Genomic DNA, 19,948 nt, shown 5'->3' on the forward strand with positions numbered 1-19,948 from the left:
CCCCGCGGGGTGTTCCCCCGGGGGGCCGGGGGCGGCCCCCGGGTTACGGGACGGGGCGGGGTGGGGAAAGAGCCCGCCGCAGGCCCACCCCCCCCGTAGGCCCACCCCCGCAGGCCCACCCCCGTAGGCGGGACAATGGCCGCACCGGAACACCGACCCCGCACCGAGGAGCCCCGTGACCCGTCCCGTGACCGCCCGTGTGCCCGCCAAGGTCAACGTCCAGCTCGCGGTCGGCGGGCTGCGCCCCGACGGGTTCCACGACCTGGCCAACGTCTTCCTCGCCGTCGGGCTCCACGACGAGGTCACCGCCACCCCCGCCGACACCCTCCGCATCACCGTCGAGGGCGCGGACGCCGGTCAGGTGCCGCTGGATCACACCAACCTCGCCGCCCGCGCCGCCGTCGCCCTCGCCGAACGGCATGGCATCGCGCCCGGCGTCCACCTCCACATCGCCAAGGACATCCCCGTCGCGGGCGGCATGGCGGGCGGCAGTGCCGACGCCGCCGGGGCGCTGCTGGCCTGCGACGCGCTGTGGGGCACCAAGGCGACCCGCGAGGAACTCCTCCACATCTGCGCCGACTTGGGCAGCGACATCCCCTTCAGTCTGGTCGGCGGCGCCGCCCTCGGCCGGGGCCGGGGCGAGCTGCTGACCCCGCTGGAGACCGGCGGCACCTTCCACTGGGTGTTCGCCGTGGCCGACGGCGGACTGTCCACCCCCGCCGTCTACCGCGAATGCGACCGGCTGCGCGAGGCGTCCGGCGCGGGTGCGGGCGCCGCCGACGTCCCGGACCCCGAGCCCTCCCAGGCGCTGCTGGACGCGCTGCGCACCGGCGACGCCACCGCGCTGGCCACCGCCGTATCCAACGATCTGCAGTCCGCCGCGCTCTCGCTGCGCCCCGCGCTCGCCGCCACCCTGCGCGCCGGTGCGGACGCGGGCGCGCTCGCCTCTCTCGTCTCCGGCTCCGGCCCGACCTGCGCCTTCCTGGCCAAGGACACCGAGGCCGCGCAGGCGGTGGCGGGCGCGCTGGCCGCGTCGGGCACCTGCCGCACGGTCCGGATCACCTCCGGCCCGGTCCCCGGGGCACGGCTCGTGGACGCCTGAGCGAGGCGCCCCGCACGGCGACTACCCTGGGGAGCCGATCGATCCGCGTAATGGAGTGTGATGGCGACCAACCTGGTCAACGTTGAATCCGTCGGCAAGGTGTACGGGACACGTGCGCTGCTGGACGGCGTCTCCCTCGGGGTGAACGAGGGCGAACGCATCGGCGTCGTCGGCCGCAACGGCGACGGCAAGACCACGCTCATCCGGATCCTCGCCAAGCTGGAGCCCGCCGACGACGGCCGCGTCACCCACGCCGGGGATCTGCGGCTCGGCGTGCTCACCCAGCACGACTCCCTCGACCCCGAGGCCACCGTCCGCCATGAGGTGATCGGCGATCTCGCCGACCACGAGTGGGCGGGCAACGCCAAGATCCGGGATGTGCTCACCGGGCTGTTCGGCGGGCTCGACCTGCCCGGCTTCCCGCAGGGGCTCGACACCGTCATCGGCCCGCTCTCCGGCGGTGAGCGCCGCCGTATCGCGCTGGCCCAGCTCCTGATCGCCGAGCAGGACCTGATCGTCCTCGACGAGCCCACCAACCACCTCGACGTCGAGGGCATCTCCTGGCTGGCCGGGCATCTGCGCGCCCGCCGCTCGGCCCTGGTGGTGGTCACCCACGACCGCTGGTTCCTCGACCAGGTCTGCACCCGGATGTGGGACGTCCAGCGCGGCGCCGTCCATGAGTACGAGGGCGGCTACAGCGACTACGTCTTCGCCCGCGCCGAGCGCGAGCGCATCGCCGCCAGCGAGGAGACCAAGCGGCAGAACCTGATGCGCAAGGAGCTCGCCTGGCTGCGCCGCGGCGCCCCCGCCCGCACCAGCAAGCCCCGCTTCCGCATCGAGGCCGCCAACGCGCTGATCGCCGATGTGCCGGCGCCGCGCGACAGCGCCGAGCTGATGCGGTTCGCGAACTCCCGGCTCGGCAAGACCGTCTTCGATCTGGAGGACGTGACCGTCACCGCCGGGCCCAAGGTGCTGCTCAAGCATCTGACCTGGCAGTTGGGGCCCGGCGACCGGATCGGCCTGGTGGGGGTGAACGGCGCGGGCAAGACCTCGCTGCTGCGCGCCCTGTCCGAGGCCGCCCGCAGCGAGGGCGAACAGCAGCCCGCCGCGGGCCGGGTCACGGTCGGCAAGACCGTAAGGCTCGCGTATCTGTCCCAGGAGGTCGCCGAACTCGACCGGAACCTGCGGGTCCTGGAGGCCGTCGAGCAGGTGCGGCAGCGCGTCGACCTCGGCAAGGGCCGGGAGATGACCGCCTCCCAGCTATGCGAGAAGTTCGGCTTCACCAAGGAGAAGCAGTGGACCCCGGTCGGCGATCTCTCCGGCGGTGAGCGGCGCCGGCTGCAGATCCTGCGGCTGCTGATGGACGAGCCCAATGTGCTCTTCCTGGACGAGCCCACCAACGACCTCGACATCGAGACCCTGACCCAGCTCGAGGACGTGCTCGACAGCTGGCCCGGTTCGCTCGTGGTCATCAGCCACGACCGCTACTTCATCGAGCGCACCACCGACCGGGTGCTCGCGCTGCTGGGCGACGCCACCTTGCGGATGCTGCCGCGCGGCGTGGACGAGTACCTGGAGCGGCGGCAGCGCGCCCTGGCCGCGGCAGCCCCGGCCGCCGCGTCCGCCAAGCAGAAGCCGGACGAACAGGTCGCCCGGCAGCGGTCGGCCGCCGAGCAGCGCGCCGCGAAGAAGGAACTCCAGAAGATCGAGCGGCGGCTGGACCGGATCAGCGAGCAGGAGTCCGACCTGCATACGCGGATCGCCGAGCACGCCACGGACTTCGCCAAGGTCGCCGAGCTCGACACCCAACTGCGCGAGCTGACGGGGGAGCGGGACGACCTGGAGACCCGGTGGCTGGAGCTGGCCGACGACGCCTGAGCGGCGGAGGACCAAGGGGCGGGCCACATCCGATGTGAGTGGCCTGAAAGCATCGCGTGAAGAGACTGTGCGCCCCTGGCGCGCGCCCTGGCAACGGTCGCGTCACAGGCCGGTCTCAGCTGGTCGATGACCTGGAAACTGGTCCCTATTGCGCCCCTTACGGGTGATACAAAGAACTCCCGCCTGCCTTCCGCTCGATGGCGGGGTTCCACGTCCGATTCGCTCCTTCCCGGAGGGCTTTGACCCCCGGGATCGCGGGGGAGGCCGGTCGGTCGGTGGGTCCCGCACCTGAAGGATTTCGCATGTCACAGCCGCCTCCGCCGCCCAACCAGCCGCCGCAGGGCGGCTTCGGGGCACCGCAGGATCCCGGTTACGGCTATCCGCAGCAGCCGCCCACGCCGCCTCCGGGCCAGCAGGGTTACGGCTATCCGCAGGCGCCCGGTCAGCCACCGCAGACCCCGCCTCCGCCCCCGGCGGCACCGCCCGCCCCGCCGCAGACGCCCCCGCCGGGCGCCGGCGGCTACGGCTACCCGGAGCAGCCGGCGCCCGGCCAGCAGCCTTACGGTCAGTCGCAGTACGGCCAGCAGCCTTACGGTCAGTCGCAATTCGGCCAGCAGCCTTACGGTCAGCAGCAGTACGGCCAGCCGCCGCAGGCCCAGTTCCCCGGCGGCCCCGGTCCGGGCGCCCCCGGCGGCTCCGGCCAGTCCAAGCAGCGTATGGCGATCATCGTCAGCGCCGTGGTCGCGGTCGCGCTGATCATCGGCGGCGGCATCTGGTTCGCCACCAAGGACGACGGCGGCGGCAGCGAGGCCAAGGGCAAGGACAAACAGTCCAGCCAGGGCTCTTCTTCAAGCGGTTCCACGGGCGGTGGGGACAAGCCCGCCAAGACCGTAGATGCCAAACTGCTCAACAAGGTTCCCATGCCCAAGGTCTCCGACCAGGTCACCGTCGAGGGCATGTGGGTCACCGAGGACGCCTTCGTGAAGGCGGACGTCTACAAGATCGTCGGCTATCCGCTGAGCGGCGGCACCGCGAAGTGGACGATCCCGCTGGACGGCGCGGTCTGCTGGTCCTCGGACCACCTCACCGAGGACGGGCTGACCACGGTCCTCTACCAGGAGGCCAAGCCGTCGGCCAAGGACAAGTACCCCGGCTGCACCGAGGTCGGGCTGCTGGACCTCAAGAACGGCAAGATGCTCTGGCACCGGAGCGTCAAGGACGGTGACGAGAAGATCCGCTTCGACGAGGTCACCCTCGGCGGCGGCACCGTGGCCGCGGGCGGCACCAGCGGCGGCGCCGCCTGGTCCACCTCGGGCCAGGCGCTGTGGAAGCCGAAGTCCGGCGAGCAGTGCTCGGACGACGGCTACGCGGGCGGCGAGGACAAGCTGGTCGCGGTGCGCCGCTGCGGCGACTACGACAACCCGCAGATCCAGATCCAGACGCTCAACCCGAAGACGGGTGCGGTGAAGTCGGCCTACAAGGTCTCGCAGGGCATCGACTACGTCCACGTCGCCTCCACCGACCCGCTGGTGATCGGCCTCGACGCCGGTGACTCGACCGGCTCGGCGGTCTCGGACTTCCTGTCCATCGACGACAGCGCCAAGACCGGCAAGGTGCTCGGCAAGATCGGCACCGAGAACGGCAAGTACGACGCCAAGTGCGAGTCGACCAACGTCGAGGGCTGCCGGAAGTTCGCCATCTCCAAGTCGGCCAACACCCTCTTCCTCGGCTCCGAGGACCGCACCGACTCCACCGCCGCGACGGCCAACGAGGTCGTGGCGTTCAGCCTGGCCAACGGCAAGCCGATCGGGAAGACGGACGGGGTCAAGGGCGCCGCGCTCACCCCGCTCGGGCTCGACGAGGACGGCTCCGTCCTCGCCTACCAGGAGAGCACCTGGGAGGCCGGCGGCGCGGTCTGGCGGATCGACCCCAAGGCGTACGCCAAGACCAAGCTGCTGCAGAACCCCGTCTCCTCCCATGAGGTGGAGTCGAAGTTCAGCCCCAGCTACTCGGAGATCATCTACTCCGGGAAGCACCTCTTCATGAGCGACGTCTACGCCACCAAGCCCTCGGGCACCTACGACAAGGACGACCCGCTGGCGATCATCTTCGGCGCGAGCTGACCCCGTCGGCGTCCGCCAGGCCCACGGCGGCCCCGCCCGTACCCACCGTACGGGCGGGGCCGCCGCTTTTCGCTCCGGCGGAGCGCCGGGGCACGCGCCCGCGCGGAACCCGGCCGCATCGGTCCGATTCAGACGTCAACCGGACCTCAAGTAGGCACTAATGGACGGGATTTCGGCATTCCGGGGGGCTTCTGCCCGGTAAGGGGCGCGCAACGTCGAACAAGCGTGTAGCTTTCCCCCCTGAGCGAATGGGGGGAGCTCATGGGCGTGCGACTCATGGTGGTCGATGACCACCGTCTGCTCGCGGAGGCGCTCGCTTCGGCGCTGAAGCTGCGCGGGCACCGGGTGCTCGCCGCGGCGGCACCGAGCGCGGGCGCGGCGGACCTGGTGGTGAGCCGGGCACCGGAGGTGTGCCTGCTGGGCACGGCGGCACCCGCCGAACCAGGGGTGTTCGACCCGGTGGTGCAGATCAAGAAGGAGCGGCCGCAGGTCGCGGTCGTAGTACTCGGCCCGGTGCCGAGCCCACGCGGCATAGCCGCCGCCTTCGCCTCCGGCGCATCCGGCTATGTACGCCACGACGAGCGGATCGAGGGCGTCGAACGCGCCATGATGAAGGCGCGCGCGGGCGAGGCCGCCGTGGCGCCCCAGCTACTCCAGGGGGCGTTCGCGGAGCTGCTCAACCCCGCGGCCCAGCCCGACGACGAGGGCGCCCGGCTGCTGCGCATGCTGACCCCGCGCGAGGTGGAGGTGCTGGTGCGGGTCGCCGAGGGCGAGGACACCCGGCTGATCGCGGCGGGCATGGGGATCGCCCCCAGCACGGCCCGCACGCATGTGCAGCGGGTGCTGATGAAGCTTGGGGTGGGCTCGCGGCTGGAGGCGGCGGCCCTGGCGGCACGCACCGGGCTGCTGGACCGCGCGGCGTCCCGCCGGATCGCAGCATCCGCGCCGCAGCCGCCTGCGCCCCAGCCGCCCTCTCCCAAGCCGCCCGCTTCGGCGCCGTAGCCCGCGTCGGCGCGGTGGAAGCCCTGCGGGCCGCTTGGCTGTAGTCCGCGTCGGCGCGGTGGCAGCCCCGCAGCCCGGCTCGCAGTGGTCCGGGCCCCCGCGCCCCGGCTCGCGGCGGCCCGCGCCGCTCAGCCCTCTCCGGCTCCGGGCCCTCCGGCTCCAGGCCCTCCTGTTCCGGGCCCTCCGGCCCCCGCCCCTGCCCCCGGCCCGGACTCCGGCTTGGGCGCGGCCCCGGGGGCGGACAGCGGCCTGAGCTTCATCCAGAGCAGGAAGAGCAGGCCGACCGCGAGCATGCACCATCCGGTCCAGAGGTTGATGTTGATGCCCGATGCCTTCTTCACATCCGCGTCCGAGGCGGTGAACCCGGCGATGAGGACGATGATCGCGTAGATCACGAACAGCCCGCCGATGATGCGCCGCACATCGAACAGCCGCGCCGCGGTCGCCGACCTCTGCTCCAGCTCCTCGACCTCGGACCGGTATTCGTACTCCTCACTCATGGCGTGGGCTCCTTATCCGCCGGAGGGTCACAGGGAGAACGGGATGTAGCACAGGGCCGCGAGGATCAGCGCGCTCCAGCCCAGTACGGCCGGGCGGCGGTACCACGCCTCGTCGCCCGGCGCCGGCGGCTCGGCCACACCGGGCGCGGTGGTGCCGTAGACCAGACCGGCCAGCGACTCCACCGGCTTGGGCTTGGTGAACGGGGTCACCGCGACCATCACCACCCCGCCGACCACGAACGCCACGATGGCGGAGACGAAGTTGGCGCCCTGGTCGCTGGGGATGGAGATGACGCCGTCCCGGTAGAGCCAGAAGTAGTTGATCATCGCGGCCACGGTGCCGCAGAGCAGCCCCCAGAACCCGGCCTGGGAGGTGGCTCGCTTCCAGAACATCCCGATGATGAAGACGCAGAACAGCGGCACGTTGAAGAACGAGAACAGCGTCTGGAGGTAGTTCATGATGTTGCTGAACGAGGAGGCGATGAAGGCCGTCCCCATACCGACCAGCACGCCGATCGCCGTCACCACCCGCCCCGTCAGCAGGTAGTACCCGTCCGGCCGGTCCTTCCTGATGTACGCCCGCCAGATGTCGTGGGTGAAGACCGTGTTGAAGGACGACACATTGGCCGCCATGCCCGCCATGAAGGCGGCCAGCAGCCCGGTCACCGCGAGCCCCAGCACCCCGTTGGGCAGCAGTTCGCTCATCAGCAGCGGAATCGCGTCGTTGTACTGCAGACCGCTCGTCTTCGAGCCGATGTCCGGATCCATGACCAGCGCGATCAGCCCCGGGACCACCACGATCAGCGGGATGAACATCTTCGGGAACGCGGCGATTAGCGGGGTGCGCTGGGCGGCCGAGAGGTTCCTGGCCGACAGGGCGCGCTGCACCTCGGCGAAGTTGGTCGTCCAGTAGCCGAAGCTCAGGCAGAAGCCGAGGCCCAGCACGATGGTCAGCCAGTTGGCCCCCAGCGGGTTGGGGGAGCCGATGCCGGTGCCGCCCCAGGCGGAGACGAAATTCGGGCCGTGGGAGTGCACGAGCGAGTCCTTGAGCCCGCCGAAGCCGCCGATCCGCCTCAGGCCGATCACGGTGAGCGGGATGAGGGCGGCCAGGATCACGAAGAACTGCAGCACCTCGTTGTAGATCGCCGAAGAGAGCCCGCCGAGGGTGATGTACGCGAGCACGAAGAGCCCCGCGACCACGATGGCCACCCACTGCGGCCAGCCCAGCAGCGCCTCCACCACGATCGCCATCGCGTAGAGGTTCACGCCCGCGATCAGCACGGACGCGATCGAGAAGATGATCGAGCTGAGCAGATGCGAGGACGGTCCGTAGCGGTGCAGCAGGAACTCGGGGACGGACCGTACCTTGGAACCGTAGTAGAACGGCATCATCACCAGGCCGAGGAAGACCATGGCCGGAATGGCCCCGACCCAGTACCAGTGCACGGTGTACACCCCGTACTGCGCGCCGTTGGCGGCCATCCCCAGGATCTCCAGGGCGCCCAGATTCGCGGCGACGAAGGCCAGACCGGTGACCCACGCGGGCAGCGACCGGCCGGAGAGAAAGAAGTCGAGGCTGGTCTTGACGCTCGCTCTGGCGGCGAATCCCACGCCGAGGACGACGACGAAGTAGAGGATCAGGATCGTGTAATCGAGTGCGTTGGTGGGAAGCCGGAGCCCTTCGGCCAGATAGCGCATGGTCTCGCCTCATCGCCTGAACGGAATGCACCAGAAACGTTCGGTGAACGTATCCGAATTCTTGTGGTTTGTCCGGGCGCCTTCACCGTGCATTGACGCCACTGTTGGCTTGTGGTTCATTATGTTGAGTTGTGTTGGGTGCACCTGACAGGAGCTGGCGGAGTGAAGAAGACGGCGACGCGGCTTGCGGACGGACGCGAGCTGATCTATTACGACGCGCGCGACGATGCGGTGCGCGACGCCGTCGACCAGCGGCCTCTCGACCCCATCGCGACCAGCTCGGAGATCCGGCACGACCGCCTCCTCGGCGACCGGGTGGCGATCGCCTCCCACCGCCAGGCCCGCACCTACCACCCGCCGGCCGACCAGTGCCCGCTGTGCCCCTCCCGCGAGGGGCGGCACAGCGAGATCCCCGCCGCCGGCTACGACGTCGTGGTCTTCGAGAACCGCTTCCCGTCGCTGGCCGGGGACTCGGGCCGGTGCGAGGTCGTGTGCTTCACCTCCGACCACGACGCCTCCTTCGCCGACCTCGACGCCGCCCAGGCCGCTCTGGTGCTCGACGCCTGGACCGACCGCACCGCCGAGCTGGCCCAACACCCCGCCGTCGAGCAGGTCTTCTGCTTCGAGAACCGCGGTAAGGAGATCGGCGTCACCCTCGGCCATCCGCACGGCCAGATCTACGGGTATCCCTTTGTGACCCCGCGTACCCGGCTGATGCTCCGTTCGCTCGCCGAGCACCGTGTGGCCACCGGTCGGAATCTGTTCGATGATGTGGTCGCCGACGAGCTGGCCGACGGGCGCCGGGTGGTGCTGGACGGCGAGCACTGGGTCGCGTTCGTCCCCTACGCCGCCCACTGGCCGTATGAGGTGCACCTCTACCCGAAGCGGCGGGTCCCGGACCTGCCGTCGCTGGACGAGGCCGCGCGCACAGAGTTTCCACAGATGTATCTGGAACTCTTGAAGCGCTTCGACCGGATTTTCGGGACGGGTGAGCCGCCCACGCCCTACATCTCCGCCTGGCACCAGGCGCCGTACCGCATGACCGACCGCGGTGAATTCGCACTTCACCTCGAGCTTTTCACCATCCGCCGCACTTCCGGCAAGCTGAAGTTTCTCGCGGGTTCCGAATCCGGCATGAATGTGTTCATCAACGATGTGCCGCCGGAGGCCGCGGCCGAGCGACTGCGAGAGGTAGCGAGCAAGTGAGCAATGCGCAGCAGAAGAAGTACCTGGTCACCGGCGGCGCCGGCTATGTCGGCAGCGTGGTCGCGGCGCATCTGCTCGAAGCCGGCCACCGGGTGACGGTGCTGGACGACCTGTCCACCGGGCACCGGGAGGGGGTCCCCGAGGGCGCGGAGTTCATCGAGGGCCGCATCCAGGACGCCGGCAAGTGGCTCGACCCCACCTTCGACGGCGTGCTGCACTTCGCTGCGTTCTCCCAGGTCGGCGAGTCCGTCGTCAACCCCGAGAAGTACTGGGTCAACAATGTGGGCGGCACCACCGAGCTGCTCGCCGCGATGCGCGACGCCGGGGTGCGCACCCTCGTCTTCTCCTCCACCGCCGCCACCTACGGCGAGCCCGACCAGGTCCCGATCACCGAGGACCTCCCGACCGCGCCCACCAACCCCTACGGCGCCAGCAAGCTCGCCGTCGACCACATGATCAGCGGCGAATGCGCCGCCCACGGGCTGGCCGCGGTCTCCCTGCGCTACTTCAACGTCGCGGGCGCCTACGGGGCCTATGGCGAGCGCCATGACCCCGAGTCCCACCTCATCCCCCTGGTGCTCCAGGTCGCCCAGGGCCGGCGCGAGGCGATCTCCGTCTTCGGCGAGGACTACCCCACCCCCGACGGCACCTGCGTCCGCGATTACATCCATGTCGCCGACCTCGCCGACGCCCATCTGCTCGCCCTCGGCGCCGCGACCTCCGGCGAGCACCTGATCTGCAACCTCGGCAACGGCAACGGCTTCTCCGTCCGCGAGGTCATCGAGACGGTGCGCCAGGTCACCGGCCACCCCATCCCGGAGATCGCCGCCCCGCGCCGCGGCGGCGACCCGGCGGTCCTGGTGGCCTCCGCCGAGCGCGCCAAGGAGCGCCTGGGCTGGCGCCCGACCCGCGCCGACCTGGCCGGAATCGTCGCGGACGCATGGGAGTTCGCGCAGCGGAGGGAGAGTCAGTGACGGACGAGCACGGCCCCGGGCGGGCCACGGCGGGGTTCCACGAGGTCTACGGCACCGAGCCCGGCGGCGTCTGGGCGGCGCCGGGCCGGGTCAATCTGATCGGCGAGCACACCGACTACAACGACGGCTTCGTCATGCCGCTCGCCCTGCCCCACACCTGCCTGGCCGCCGCCACCCCGCGCACCGACGGAGTGCTGCGGCTCCACTCGGGCGACGCCCCGGGCGGGATCGTCGAGCTGCGGGTCGAGGAGCTGGCGCCGGTCGCGGGCGGCGCCGGCGGCGGCGACCGCGGCGGCTGGGCGGCCTATCCGGCCGGAGTGGTCTGGGCGCTGCGCGACGCGGGGCTGCTGACCGGCGCGGCCGGCGGTGCGGACCTGCACTTCGAGTCCACCGTGCCCACCGGCGCCGGACTGTCGTCGTCCGCCGCGCTGGAGGTGGTCACGGCCACCGCGCTCAGCGACCTGTACGGACTGGAGATCACCCCGGGGCGCATCGCCCAGCTCTGCCAGCGCGCGGAGAACGTCTTCGTGGGCGTGCCCTGCGGGATCATGGACCAGATGGCGTCCGCGTGCTGCACCGAGGGCCACGCCCTGTTCCTCGACGCCCGTGATCTCACCCAGCGCCAGGTGCCGTTCGACCTGGCGGCCGAGGGGCTGCGGCTGCTGGTGGTGGACACCCGCGTCAAGCACGAGCTGGGCGACGGCGCCTACGCGAACCGGCGGGCCGCCTGCGAGGCGGCCGCGGAGGCGATCGGGGTGCCGGCGCTGCGCGATGTGCCCTTCGAGGGGCTGGACGCGACGCTCGCCCAGCTGGAGCGGCTGGACTGCGACGCGACCACCCGGCGGCGGGTGCGCCATGTGGTGACCGAGGATCGCAGGGTGGAGGAGGTCATCGAGCTGCTGGACGCGGGGGACACGCGGTCCATCGGACCGGTGCTGACCGCCGGGCACGCCTCCTGCCGTGACGACTTCGAGATCTCCTGCGCCGAGCTCGACCTCGTCGTGGAGTCGGCGAACGCGGCGGGTGCGCTGGGTGCGCGGATGACCGGCGGCGGCTTCGGCGGCTCGGCCATCGTGCTGGTGGCGGAGGCGGATGCGGAAGCGGTGGGCAAGGCGGTGACCGAGGCGTTCGGCGCGGCAGGCTATGGCGCTCCGCGGATCTTCCCGGCGGTGCCCAGCGCGGGGGCGCGACGGCTGTAGCCGGGCGGGGGTGTGACGGCTGTAGTCGGCCGTCGCCACCTGCCCCTTGATCGCTTCTCGGATCGTTCTCGGTAAATCTTCGCGGCTCGTGGATCACTCAGTCCCCAAGAGTGAACAAGAAACACACAGTGAACAGCCGAGAACAGTCAGTTTCGCTAATCCGCTTCCTATATGAGACCACGGCCTTACTCTGAGTACAGCGTCGGTGGGGGCCGACGCTTGTTCAGGGGGCGAGACAGTCAGGTACGACGCCCGGGGTGGGGTAGCAATCACAGCACGGCGGCGGCCGTGCGGGTTGCGGTGACCTTGCGCCGGGCGCCGTACCCGCACTGTTTCTCGGTGTATCCGGAATCTTCATCCGGCGACTGGGGGGTTGTCCGTGGCACGTATTCGGGTTCTCGTGGTTGACGACCATCGTATTTTCGCCGAGTCACTGGCCGCCGCCCTCGCGGCGGAACAGGACGTGGACGTGGCGGCGGCCGGTAGCGGCCCGGCGGCGCTGCGCTGTCTGGAGCGCGCCGCGGCGGAGGGGCGCCGCTTCGACATTCTGCTGGTCGACGCCGATCTGGGCACGGCCGCCGACGGCACGGGGCCACCGCTCCCGGTGCCGGCCGAGATGGCCTACGGCGGGGCGAACGGCACGCCGCACAACGGCATCCACAGCGGGCCGCACAGCGGGCCGCACGGCGGCCCCGCCCGGGCGGTGAACGGCCGGGCGGCCGACGGCATATGGCTCGTCGGCGCGGTCCGCTCCACCCAGCCGGGGGTGCGCACCGTGGTGCTGGCCGAGCGCGACGATCCGCGCCGCGCGGCGGTGGCGCTGCAGGCCGGGGCGTCCGGCTGGGTCGCCAAGGACTGCTCACTGGTCCGGCTGCTCGCGGTCATCCGGGGGGTGCTCCGGGAGGAGACCCATCTGCCGCCCGCTCTGCTCACCGGCGTCCTGCGGGAGTTGACGGCCGCCCGTAAGCACCGCACCGAAAGCGAGCGCCTGGTCGAGTCGCTGACGCCGCGTGAGCGGGAGGTGCTGCGCTGCATGGTGGCCGGGCTCGGCCGTAAGGCCGTCGCCGAGCGGCTCTTCCTCTCCCCGCACACCGTCCGCACCCATATGCAGAATGTGCTGGGCAAGCTGGGCGTGCACTCCACGCTGGCGGCCGTGGCGCTGGCCCGGCGCGCCGGTGTGGGCCCGGTCGACCTAGCCGGGGAGATTGTCGAACGGGGCGGTCAACTGGCGTAGCAGCGCGGCCAGTTCGGCGCGCTGGGCCTGGGAGAGCTCGGCCAGAATGGCGTGCTCATGGTCCAGCAGCCCGGCCAGTGCCTGATCGGCGCGGTCACGCCCCTCGGCGGTCAGCCGGACCAGCACACCGCGCCGGTCACTCGGGTCGGGCCCCCGCTCGACCAGCCCCTTCTTGGCGAGCCGGTCGATGCGGTTGGTCATGGTGCCCGAGGTGACCAGGGTCTGGGTCAGCAACTGCCCGGGGGAGAGCTGATACGGGGGTCCGGCCCGGCGCAGCGAGGTCAGGACGTCGAACTCCCAGGGCTCCAGATTGTGCTCGGCGAAGGCGATGCGCCGTGCCCGGTCCAGATGGCGGGCGAGCCGGCTGACCCGGCTGAGCACTTCCAGCGGTTCCACATCGAGATCGGGGCGTTCCCGCCGCCACGCCGCGACCAGCCGATCGACCTCGTCCTCCATGGCGATCAGTGTAGTGGGTCTGTCGACATGAAGTCTCTTGACATCAAGAGATACCGTGGGCAACGGTAATACACCGGGACGCGCAGCGGTCACGGCGACGCGCCCCGTACCGACCGTACCCACAGGGGGACCGACCATGACCACCGCGCCCAACTGGGATCCCCGGCAGTATCTGCGCCACGCCGGCCACCGCACCCGCCCCTTCCTGGACCTGCTGGCCCGCGTCCCAGAACTGCCCACCGGCCCCGGTCCCGGCTCCGGCCGCCCGCCCCGCATCGCCGACCTGGGCTGCGGCCCCGGCAACGTCACCGTCCTGCTCTTCGACCGCTGGCCCGACGCCCATGTCACCGGCCTGGACAACTCCGCCGAGATGCTCGCCGAGGCCCAGCCCCTCGCGGGCCCCACCACCGGCGGCGGCCGCCTCGACCTGCGCCGTACCGATGTGCGGGACTGGGCACCCGATGAGCCCTACGACCTGATCGTCTCCAACGCCGCCCTCCAGTGGGTCCCCGGCCACCCCGACTCCTTCGGCACCTGGCTGGCCGGACTGCGCCCCGGCGGCACCCTCGCCTTCCAGGTCCCCGGCAACTTCACCGCCCCCAGCCACACCCTGCTGCGCGACCTGTGCGACGCCCCCGAGTGGCGCGACCGCCTCGCCGACCGCCTCCGCGACCCCGCCTCCGTCCTGGAGCCGACCGAGTACCTGGAGCGCCTGGCCGCCCTCGGCTGCGAGGTCGACGCCTGGGAGACCACCTATGTGCAGGTCCTGACCGGCGCCGACCCCGTCCTGGACTGGGTCAAGGGCACCGCCCTGCGCCCGGTACTGACCGCCCTCGCCGACGACCCGCCCGCCCGCGACCGCTTCCTCGCCGCCTACGCCGCCCTCCTCCGCGACGCCTACCCCTCCGGCCCCCACGGCACGGCCTTCCCGTTCCGCCGCGTCTTCGTCGTGGCCCGCACGGCCCAGCGATGATCGCGGCCCTGGATCATGTCCAGCTCGCCGCCCCGCCCGGCAGCGAGCCCGCGCTGCGCGCCTACTACGGCGAGGCGCTCGGCATGACCGAGCTCCCCAAACCGGCCGCCCTGGCTGCCAACGGCGGCCTGTGGTTCGGCTGCGGCCCGGTCCAACTGCACCTGGGCATCGAGCCGGGCTTCCGCCCATCCCGCAAGGCCCACCCGGGCCTGCGGGTCGTCGGCATCGAAGCCTTCGCCGCCCGCCTCGCCGGGCAGGGCGCCGAGGTCGTTTGGGACGAGAAATTGCCAGGGCACCGCCGCTTCTATTCCGAGGACCCGGTCGGCAACCGGCTGGAGTTCCTGGAGCCGATCGGGTGTTACCACTCGATCGGATGATCGGCCCGGGGTTTGCCGTAATGACGCTTCATGGACGCATAGCGTCACGGTGTCGCTTGTGCCGCAGTGGCGTCGGCGCCCAGACTGATGGAGGAGGTGCTTCACGATGACCGCTCTCGCGCATGAGCCGTGTTCTGCCGTGGACGACGGGTTGCCGCCGACTGCCGGGCAGGAATCCGTGCCCCTGGACGAGGTGCTGTGGCAGGCGTGGAAGGCCATGGAACTCCCCGAGGGCTACCGGGCCGAGATCGTCGAGGAGTACATCGAGGTGTCGCCCACCGGCCGTCGCCGTCATGGCGTGATCATCAACCGCCTCCGCCGGGCCTTGGAGGCCCATCTCGCAGACGGTGACGATGTCGCGTACCACGACGTCAATGTCATCCACCGCCGCAAGGTATGGATCCCCGACCTCTTCATCGCCCCTGAGGACCTCGACGAGATCCCCGACGAGGGAGATCTCGGAGTGGACGCGGGCGGGGTCAAGGCGGTCTTCGAGGTGGTCTCGCCCGGCCGGGAAGCCAAGTCGCGCGACCGGGAGCGAAAGCGTCGGGCGTACGCCCGCGCGGGCATCCCGCTCTACGTCCTGATCGACGATTTCGACGGTGACGGGACGGTCGTCGTGCTGACCAACCCGAACGCCAAGAAGGCCGACTACGCCGACGAGCATCGCGTCCCGTACGGCACCGACGCCGCCATTCCCGGCGGCCCCGCGAAGGGCTTCGTCATCGGGGACGCGATCGTCAGGTCGTGACGGTCAGGCCGTGACGGTCAGGCGCGCGCCGGTGCGGGCCGACTCCTGGACGCGGTCGAGGAGTCGGTGGCGGGCGGCCGCGTGGGCGAAGTCCGGGGTGAGGCGGGTGCCCGTGGTGAGGTCGTCGAGCAACTGGGCGTAGGCGTACGCCACGTTGTACGCAGTCTCGGTCGAGCGTCCGGCGAATCGCGGGAGCCGCTCGTACGAGGCGGGGACGGGCAGCTCGGTCAGTTCGGTGTCGGATCCGTGGGCGCCATGGAGGGTGATCCGGTCCATCCACAGGGCGGCGTCGGCCTTGACCACCAGATCGCCCTCGGTGCCGTTGATCTCCCAGTGGAAGTCGGTCGCGCGGGAGGTGCCGCCCCGGAAGTGGACGGCGGCGACCGCGCCCGACTCCAGCGTCCCGGTGACCGCGATCTGGTCCTCGGCCGTCATGGTCGCGGTCCGCCCGCTCGGCTCGTGTGTCACCTGGGGCCGGAGGGTCGCCGTCGTGGCGGAGACGTCGGTGAACTCTCCGAGCACCATGGTCAGCGCGTCGACGGTGTGGCCGAACGGGATGGACAGCAGCGTCGCGCCGTTGGCCCGGTCCAGCAGATATTCGCCACCGTCGCGGAACGTCGGGCCCCAGACCCGACCCGAGCACACCAGCGTGGTGGACAGCACCCGGCCCACATAGCCCTCGGCCACCAGATCGCGCAGATAGCGCAGCGGCGGGGCGGAGCGGGCCTGCAGACCCACCGCCGTGCGCACGCCCTTGGCCTCGGCGAGCGCCGCCAGTTCCTCGGCCTGGGCCAGGTCGGTGCCCAGAGGCCACTCGCTGAAGACAGCCTTCCCGGCCTCCAGAGCGGGCAGAATCAGCTCACGGTGGTGCGGCACCTTCACCGTCACCACCACCAGGTCGACCTCCTCGCTCCGGGCGAGTTCCGCGGCGCTGCCGAAGGTCAGCGGCACGCCGAACTTCGCGCCCGCCGCGCGAGCCGACTCCTCGCTGCTCGCGCTGAGCGCCCGCAGCTCATAGCCGTCCAGGGCGGCCAGCGCGGGAACATGGGCGCGGGCGGCCCACCCGCCGCTCGCACTCAGGCCGACGATGCCGACGCGGACGGGGGTACGGGGACCGGAAGCCGATGAGGACATGACGGAGCTCCTTCGGAGAAACACGCGGAACGCGCGGGAAGGACACCCAACTTAGCCGAGTGTTCGTTATACGTCGAACACTTGATGGCTCATCCTCGGCCGGAACGACGCACGAAACCCCCTCAATTCCATCGCGGTCACATACCAGGCACGCTTTGCCGCAGCGCTCCCCAGAAGCGATCTGACATGAGACCGTGGACGCGCCGAACAAGAAAACCGTGGCCACGTTCTCGGGGGAGAGCCATGAGCAGCGCGTCGGGCGGGGCGGATCCGGGCATAGGCGGGGGCAGCGAGGAGCAGAGGCAGCGCGGCATCTGGATACTGGTGGCCGCCGTTCTCGCGTTCGCCGTGCTCGTGCTGCCGCAGGTGGTCGAGGGGGACGACAAGACCTCCTTCGCGGGCAGCGCGCTCCCGACCAGCGGAGCCCCACGCCTGCCGACGAGCCCCGGCGGGCTCCCCAGCGGAGGCCCCACGGGCCTCCCCAGCGCCTCGCTGCCCGGGTACGGCTCCGGAGGCAGCGGGGGAGGGGGACGGCCTGCCGAGACCCAGGCGCCCGCCACGCCCACCGTGGCGCCGGATCCCACCGAGGAGGCGTACCGGGCGGTGAGCCCCGGGGACTGCCTCGCCGTGTACGACGCCGGGGACGGGCAGTACAACAGCAGGATGCCCACCCCGGTCGCCTGCAGTGCCGGAAAGGCGTTCATGTGGGTGAGCGCGGTGCGGAGCAGCGGCGGGGCCTGCCCGCAGGGGGCGGGCCAGGACTACATGTCGTACACCTCGCGCGGGCGGACCACCGCCCTGTGCCTGACCCGCAAGTTCACGGTGGGGTACTGCCTGCTGGCCCAGCAGACGGGCAGCGGGCAGCAGGCGCGGATGAACGCCGGGCTGATGACCGTGGTGGACTGCGACGCGAAGCGGGTCCCGGTCCGGTACAACCGGATTCTGCACATCACCGGCGTCTACAAGGCCCCGGCGAACGCCTCCGCGGCGAACTGCGCCCGGGTCCAGGGCGACCGTACGTACTACTGGTCGTGGCTGGTGAACGACGGCCGGACACTGCTGTGCACCATGGTGTACCAGGGCTGACCGCTCAGCGGGTCGCCACGTTCACCACGCCCCCGCTCAGCGCCAGCACCAGAATGACGCCCGCCCCCGGGGCGGCCAGATACGGCAGGAGGGCCAGCGTGGCCAGCAGGCAGTACGCGGCGGCCACCCAGGACAGCAGCTGCTGGGCCTCCTGTGGCCCGTAGCGGTTGAGCCGCACGACGAGAGCTATGAACACCGCCGCCCACAGGGCGGCCCGCGGCTCACCGAAGGAGACATTGTCGTACAGGTCCACGGCGGGCTTGTACCAGTCCGTGTCGGCCAGCGAGCCCGCGAACTCGATCATGCCCTTCAGATAGCCGTGCGACGCCATCGACGTCGCGTCCTTCAGGTCCGCGCGCACCCACTCCGTGATGACCAGCATCATCAGACCAAGCGCATGACAGACGCCTGGCCCCACGGCCACCGTCTTCCGACGCGCCTCCGACCGCTCCCCCGTGCTCATGCCCTGGATCCCCCTCCCCCTGAGCCCCCATCATCCCCGCAGGGGGGACGCGCGGACCAGTACCGGGAGGTCACGCCTTGCGGTGGCCTATCAGCCGCGGCTTCGGCTCCAGCCCGTCCAGACCGTGCCAGGCCAGATTCACCAGGTGCGCCGCCACCTCGGCCTTCTTCGGCTTGCGGACGTCCAGCCACCACTGGCCCGTCAGCGCCACCATGCCCACCAGCGCCTGCGCGTACAGCGGGGCCAGCTTGGCGTCGAAGCCGCGGGCCTTGAACTCCAGGCCCAGGATGTCCTCCACCTGGGTGGCGATATCGCTGATCAGCGAGGCGAAGGTGCCCGTCGACTGGGCGACGGGGGAGTCACGGACCAGGATCCGGAACCCGTCCGTGTACTCCTCGATGTAATCCAGAAGGGCGAAGGTGGCCTGCTCGCACAGCTCCCGAGGATGGCCCGCGGTCAGCGATGTGGTCACCATGTCCAGCATCCGCCGCATCTCACGGTCCACCACGACCGCGTACAGCCCCTCCTTGCCGCCGAAGTGCTCGTACACCACCGGCTTGGAGACCCCCGCCTTCGCCGCGATCTCCTCCACCGACGTGCCCTCGAAGCCACGCTCGGCGAAGAGCGTGCGACCGATGTCCAGCAGCTGCTCCCGGCGCTCCTTACCGGTCATCCGGACCCGGCGGGGCCGCCGGGTCCCGGATCCGGAGGGCCGGCCTGTCCGGCCCCGCCGGTCCTTTTCACCGCTGGTATTACTGTCGGTCGCCACGCCCTCCATCATGCCGCTCCGACGGACTCCTCCTGACGGCGGGCGTCCATACGGGCCTGGCTCGGCCAGCGCACGTCATACGCCCAGCCCGCCTTCTCGAACCAGCGGATGATCCGGGCGCTGGAGTCCAGCTGCCCCTTCATCACGCCGTGCCGGGCGCAGGTCGGATCCGCGTGGTGCAGGTTGTGCCAGGACTCGCCGCACGAGAGCACCGCCAGCCACCACACATTGCCGGAGCGGTCCCGCGACTTGAACGGGCGCTTGCCCACCGCATGGCAGATCGAGTTGATCGACCAGGTCACATGGTGCAGCAGGGCCACCCGGACGAGGGACCCCCAGAAGAAGGCGGTCACCGCGCCCTGCCAGGACCAGGTCGCCAGCCCGCCGATCAGCGGGGGCAGCATCAGGGAGATCAGCGTCCACACCACGAACTGCCGGGAGACCGCCCGGACGGCGCCGTCCCTGATCAGATCCGGTGCGTACTTCTGCTGGGAGGTCTGCTCCTCATCGAACATCCAGGCGATATGTGCCCACCACAACCCCTTCATCAGGGCCGGAACGGTCTCGCCGTACCGCCAAGGGGAGTGCGGGTCGCCGTCCGCGTCGGAGAACTTGTGGTGCTTACGGTGATCGGCCACCCAGCGGACCAGCGGCCCCTCCACGGCCAGCGACCCCGCGATCGCCAGCGCGATCCGCAGCGGCCGCTTCGCCTTGAACGAGCCATGAGTGAAGTAACGGTGGAAGCCGATCGTGATGCCGTGGCAGCCGATGTAGTACATCGACACCATCAGCGCCAGATCCAGCCAGCTGACCCCCCAGCCCCAGGCCAGGGGAACCGCCGCGACCAGCGCGACGAAGGGGACGGTGATGAACAGGAGAAGGGTGATCTGTTCGATGGAGCGCTTGCTGTCCCCGCCGAGCGTGGCGGAGGGAAGCGGGGCCTCCTGGGCCTTCGGCGTGTCGTTTACCACGTCGGGGCTTGCAGTCATGGGATCCCTCGTGGGGCTCGGGGCATGGCTACGG

At 70.9% G+C, this 19,948-nt stretch carries 19 protein-coding genes; 12 read left to right on the top strand and 7 right to left on the bottom strand.

Going from position 1 to position 19,948, the window contains the following annotated elements; all coding sequences use genetic code 11:
• The first annotated feature begins 175 nt into the window (after positions 1-175).
• The 4 genes from J5X86_RS07590 (at position 176) to J5X86_RS07605 (ending at position 6,105) form a co-directional block, all read left to right on the top strand.
• Positions 176-1,102 (top strand): 4-(cytidine 5'-diphospho)-2-C-methyl-D-erythritol kinase, encoded by a 927-nt coding sequence (locus J5X86_RS07590; protein ID WP_208515989.1) that lies wholly within the window; start codon positions 176-178, stop codon positions 1,100-1,102.
• Between the two features lie 60 nt (positions 1,103-1,162).
• On the top strand, positions 1,163-2,980 hold the full coding sequence (locus tag J5X86_RS07595) for an ABC-F family ATP-binding cassette domain-containing protein (RefSeq protein ID WP_208515990.1): 1,818 nt from the start codon (positions 1,163-1,165) through the stop codon (positions 2,978-2,980).
• A gap of 302 nt (positions 2,981-3,282) precedes the next feature.
• On the top strand, positions 3,283-5,103 hold the full coding sequence (locus tag J5X86_RS07600) for a hypothetical protein (RefSeq protein WP_208515991.1): 1,821 nt from the start codon (positions 3,283-3,285) through the stop codon (positions 5,101-5,103).
• 261 nt (positions 5,104-5,364) lie between these two features.
• Positions 5,365-6,105, top strand: coding sequence for a LuxR C-terminal-related transcriptional regulator (locus J5X86_RS07605; RefSeq protein ID WP_208515992.1), 741 nt, complete (start codon positions 5,365-5,367; stop codon positions 6,103-6,105).
• A 128-nt stretch (positions 6,106-6,233) separates the two neighbouring features.
• Here the strand turns inward: J5X86_RS07605 and J5X86_RS07610 are convergent, their stop codons facing one another.
• Complete coding sequence (locus tag J5X86_RS07610; RefSeq protein WP_208515993.1) at positions 6,234-6,605, bottom strand: hypothetical protein; 372 nt, start codon at positions 6,603-6,605, stop codon at positions 6,234-6,236.
• Positions 6,606-6,632: 27 nt separating this feature from the next.
• The gene (locus J5X86_RS07615; protein ID WP_208515994.1) at positions 6,633-8,303 is read right to left on the bottom strand and encodes a sodium:solute symporter family protein; all 1,671 of its coding nucleotides are present in this window, start codon (positions 8,301-8,303) and stop codon (positions 6,633-6,635) included.
• 162 nt (positions 8,304-8,465) lie between these two features.
• Between J5X86_RS07615 and galT the strand changes: the two genes are divergently transcribed.
• From galT to J5X86_RS07635, 4 genes are all read left to right on the top strand, one after another.
• The gene (galT, locus tag J5X86_RS07620) at positions 8,466-9,509 is read left to right on the top strand and encodes a galactose-1-phosphate uridylyltransferase (protein ID WP_078643151.1); all 1,044 of its coding nucleotides are present in this window, start codon (positions 8,466-8,468) and stop codon (positions 9,507-9,509) included.
• Entirely contained in the window at positions 9,506-10,483 is a 978-nt protein-coding gene (gene galE / locus J5X86_RS07625; protein ID WP_208515995.1) for a UDP-glucose 4-epimerase GalE, read from the top strand. Before galT ends, galE begins: the two co-directional genes overlap by 4 nt.
• On the top strand, positions 10,450-11,682 hold the full coding sequence (gene galK, locus J5X86_RS07630) for a galactokinase (RefSeq protein WP_208515996.1): 1,233 nt from the start codon (positions 10,450-10,452) through the stop codon (positions 11,680-11,682). The genes galE and galK overlap by 34 nt, the downstream gene beginning before the upstream one ends.
• Positions 11,683-12,061: 379 nt before the next feature.
• Positions 12,062-12,916 carry a response regulator transcription factor gene (locus J5X86_RS07635; RefSeq protein WP_208515997.1) on the top strand — a complete coding sequence of 285 codons (855 nt, stop codon included), beginning with the start codon at positions 12,062-12,064 and terminating at the stop codon, positions 12,914-12,916.
• Here the strand turns inward: J5X86_RS07635 and J5X86_RS07640 are convergent.
• Positions 12,875-13,372, bottom strand: a complete 498-nt coding sequence (locus tag J5X86_RS07640) for a MarR family winged helix-turn-helix transcriptional regulator (RefSeq protein WP_014054422.1) — start codon at positions 13,370-13,372, stop codon at positions 12,875-12,877. The genes J5X86_RS07635 and J5X86_RS07640 overlap by 42 nt on opposite strands.
• A 136-nt stretch (positions 13,373-13,508) precedes the next feature.
• Here J5X86_RS07640 and J5X86_RS07645 point away from each other — a divergent pair, with 136 nt between their 5' ends.
• From J5X86_RS07645 to J5X86_RS07655, 3 genes are all read left to right on the top strand, one after another.
• The gene (locus tag J5X86_RS07645) at positions 13,509-14,345 is read left to right on the top strand and encodes a trans-aconitate 2-methyltransferase (protein WP_208515998.1); all 837 of its coding nucleotides are present in this window, start codon (positions 13,509-13,511) and stop codon (positions 14,343-14,345) included.
• On the top strand, positions 14,342-14,722 hold the full coding sequence (locus J5X86_RS07650; protein ID WP_208515999.1) for a VOC family protein: 381 nt from the start codon (positions 14,342-14,344) through the stop codon (positions 14,720-14,722). Before J5X86_RS07645 ends, J5X86_RS07650 begins: the two co-directional genes overlap by 4 nt.
• Before the next feature lie 106 nt (positions 14,723-14,828).
• Positions 14,829-15,473, top strand: coding sequence for a Uma2 family endonuclease (locus J5X86_RS07655; RefSeq protein WP_308124464.1), 645 nt, complete (start codon positions 14,829-14,831; stop codon positions 15,471-15,473).
• A gap of 3 nt (positions 15,474-15,476) precedes the next feature.
• Here J5X86_RS07655 and J5X86_RS07660 read toward each other — a convergent pair whose 3' ends face one another.
• On the bottom strand, positions 15,477-16,607 hold the full coding sequence (locus J5X86_RS07660) for a Gfo/Idh/MocA family protein (protein ID WP_208516000.1): 1,131 nt from the start codon (positions 16,605-16,607) through the stop codon (positions 15,477-15,479).
• Positions 16,608-16,850: 243 nt separating this feature from the next.
• Here J5X86_RS07660 and J5X86_RS07665 point away from each other — a divergent pair, with 243 nt between their 5' ends.
• Positions 16,851-17,693 carry a hypothetical protein gene (locus J5X86_RS07665; protein WP_208516001.1) on the top strand — a complete coding sequence of 281 codons (843 nt, stop codon included), beginning with the start codon at positions 16,851-16,853 and terminating at the stop codon, positions 17,691-17,693.
• Positions 17,694-17,697: 4 nt separating this feature from the next.
• Here J5X86_RS07665 and J5X86_RS07670 read toward each other — a convergent pair whose 3' ends face one another.
• From J5X86_RS07670 to J5X86_RS07680, 3 genes are all read right to left on the bottom strand, one after another.
• A complete protein-coding gene (locus tag J5X86_RS07670; RefSeq protein ID WP_243979666.1) occupies positions 17,698-18,078 on the bottom strand; it encodes a hypothetical protein in 381 nt (126 codons plus the stop codon).
• Between the two features lie 148 nt (positions 18,079-18,226).
• Positions 18,227-18,937 carry a TetR/AcrR family transcriptional regulator gene (locus J5X86_RS07675; protein WP_078643159.1) on the bottom strand — a complete coding sequence of 237 codons (711 nt, stop codon included), beginning with the start codon at positions 18,935-18,937 and terminating at the stop codon, positions 18,227-18,229.
• Positions 18,934-19,914 carry a fatty acid desaturase gene (locus J5X86_RS07680; RefSeq protein WP_208516002.1) on the bottom strand — a complete coding sequence of 327 codons (981 nt, stop codon included), beginning with the start codon at positions 19,912-19,914 and terminating at the stop codon, positions 18,934-18,936. The genes J5X86_RS07675 and J5X86_RS07680 overlap by 4 nt, the downstream gene beginning before the upstream one ends.
• Positions 19,915-19,948 lie beyond the last annotated feature (34 nt).

Origin of the sequence: Streptomyces sp. NEAU-YJ-81 (assembly GCF_017592595.1) — a bacterium.
Taxonomy (GTDB): Bacteria; Actinomycetota; Actinomycetes; order Streptomycetales; family Streptomycetaceae; genus Streptomyces; species Streptomyces hygroscopicus_B.

Bases quoted from the DNA above. Each gene is read 5' to 3' on its own strand.
- J5X86_RS07595 (WP_208515990.1), top strand. From the start codon at position 1,163: ATGGCGACCAACCTGGTCAACGTTGAATCCGTCGGCAAGGTGTACGGG.
- J5X86_RS07600 (WP_208515991.1), top strand. From the start codon at position 3,283: ATGTCACAGCCGCCTCCGCCGCCCAACCAGCCGCCGCAGGGCGGCTTC.
- J5X86_RS07605 (WP_208515992.1), top strand. From the start codon at position 5,365: ATGGGCGTGCGACTCATGGTGGTCGATGACCACCGTCTGCTCGCGGAG.
- J5X86_RS07610 (WP_208515993.1), bottom strand. From the start codon at position 6,605: ATGAGTGAGGAGTACGAATACCGGTCCGAGGTCGAGGAGCTGGAGCAG.
- J5X86_RS07615 (WP_208515994.1), bottom strand. From the start codon at position 8,303: ATGCGCTATCTGGCCGAAGGGCTCCGGCTTCCCACCAACGCACTCGAT.
- galK (WP_208515996.1), top strand. From the start codon at position 10,450: ATGGGAGTTCGCGCAGCGGAGGGAGAGTCAGTGACGGACGAGCACGGC.
- J5X86_RS07640 (WP_014054422.1), bottom strand. From the start codon at position 13,372: ATGGAGGACGAGGTCGATCGGCTGGTCGCGGCGTGGCGGCGGGAACGC.
- J5X86_RS07645 (WP_208515998.1), top strand. From the start codon at position 13,509: ATGACCACCGCGCCCAACTGGGATCCCCGGCAGTATCTGCGCCACGCC.
- J5X86_RS07650 (WP_208515999.1), top strand. From the start codon at position 14,342: ATGATCGCGGCCCTGGATCATGTCCAGCTCGCCGCCCCGCCCGGCAGC.
- J5X86_RS07655 (WP_308124464.1), top strand. From the start codon at position 14,829: ATGACCGCTCTCGCGCATGAGCCGTGTTCTGCCGTGGACGACGGGTTG.
- J5X86_RS07660 (WP_208516000.1), bottom strand. From the start codon at position 16,607: ATGTCCTCATCGGCTTCCGGTCCCCGTACCCCCGTCCGCGTCGGCATC.
- J5X86_RS07665 (WP_208516001.1), top strand. From the start codon at position 16,851: ATGAGCAGCGCGTCGGGCGGGGCGGATCCGGGCATAGGCGGGGGCAGC.
- J5X86_RS07670 (WP_243979666.1), bottom strand. From the start codon at position 18,078: ATGATGCTGGTCATCACGGAGTGGGTGCGCGCGGACCTGAAGGACGCG.
- J5X86_RS07675 (WP_078643159.1), bottom strand. From the start codon at position 18,937: ATGATGGAGGGCGTGGCGACCGACAGTAATACCAGCGGTGAAAAGGAC.
- J5X86_RS07680 (WP_208516002.1), bottom strand. From the start codon at position 19,914: ATGACTGCAAGCCCCGACGTGGTAAACGACACGCCGAAGGCCCAGGAG.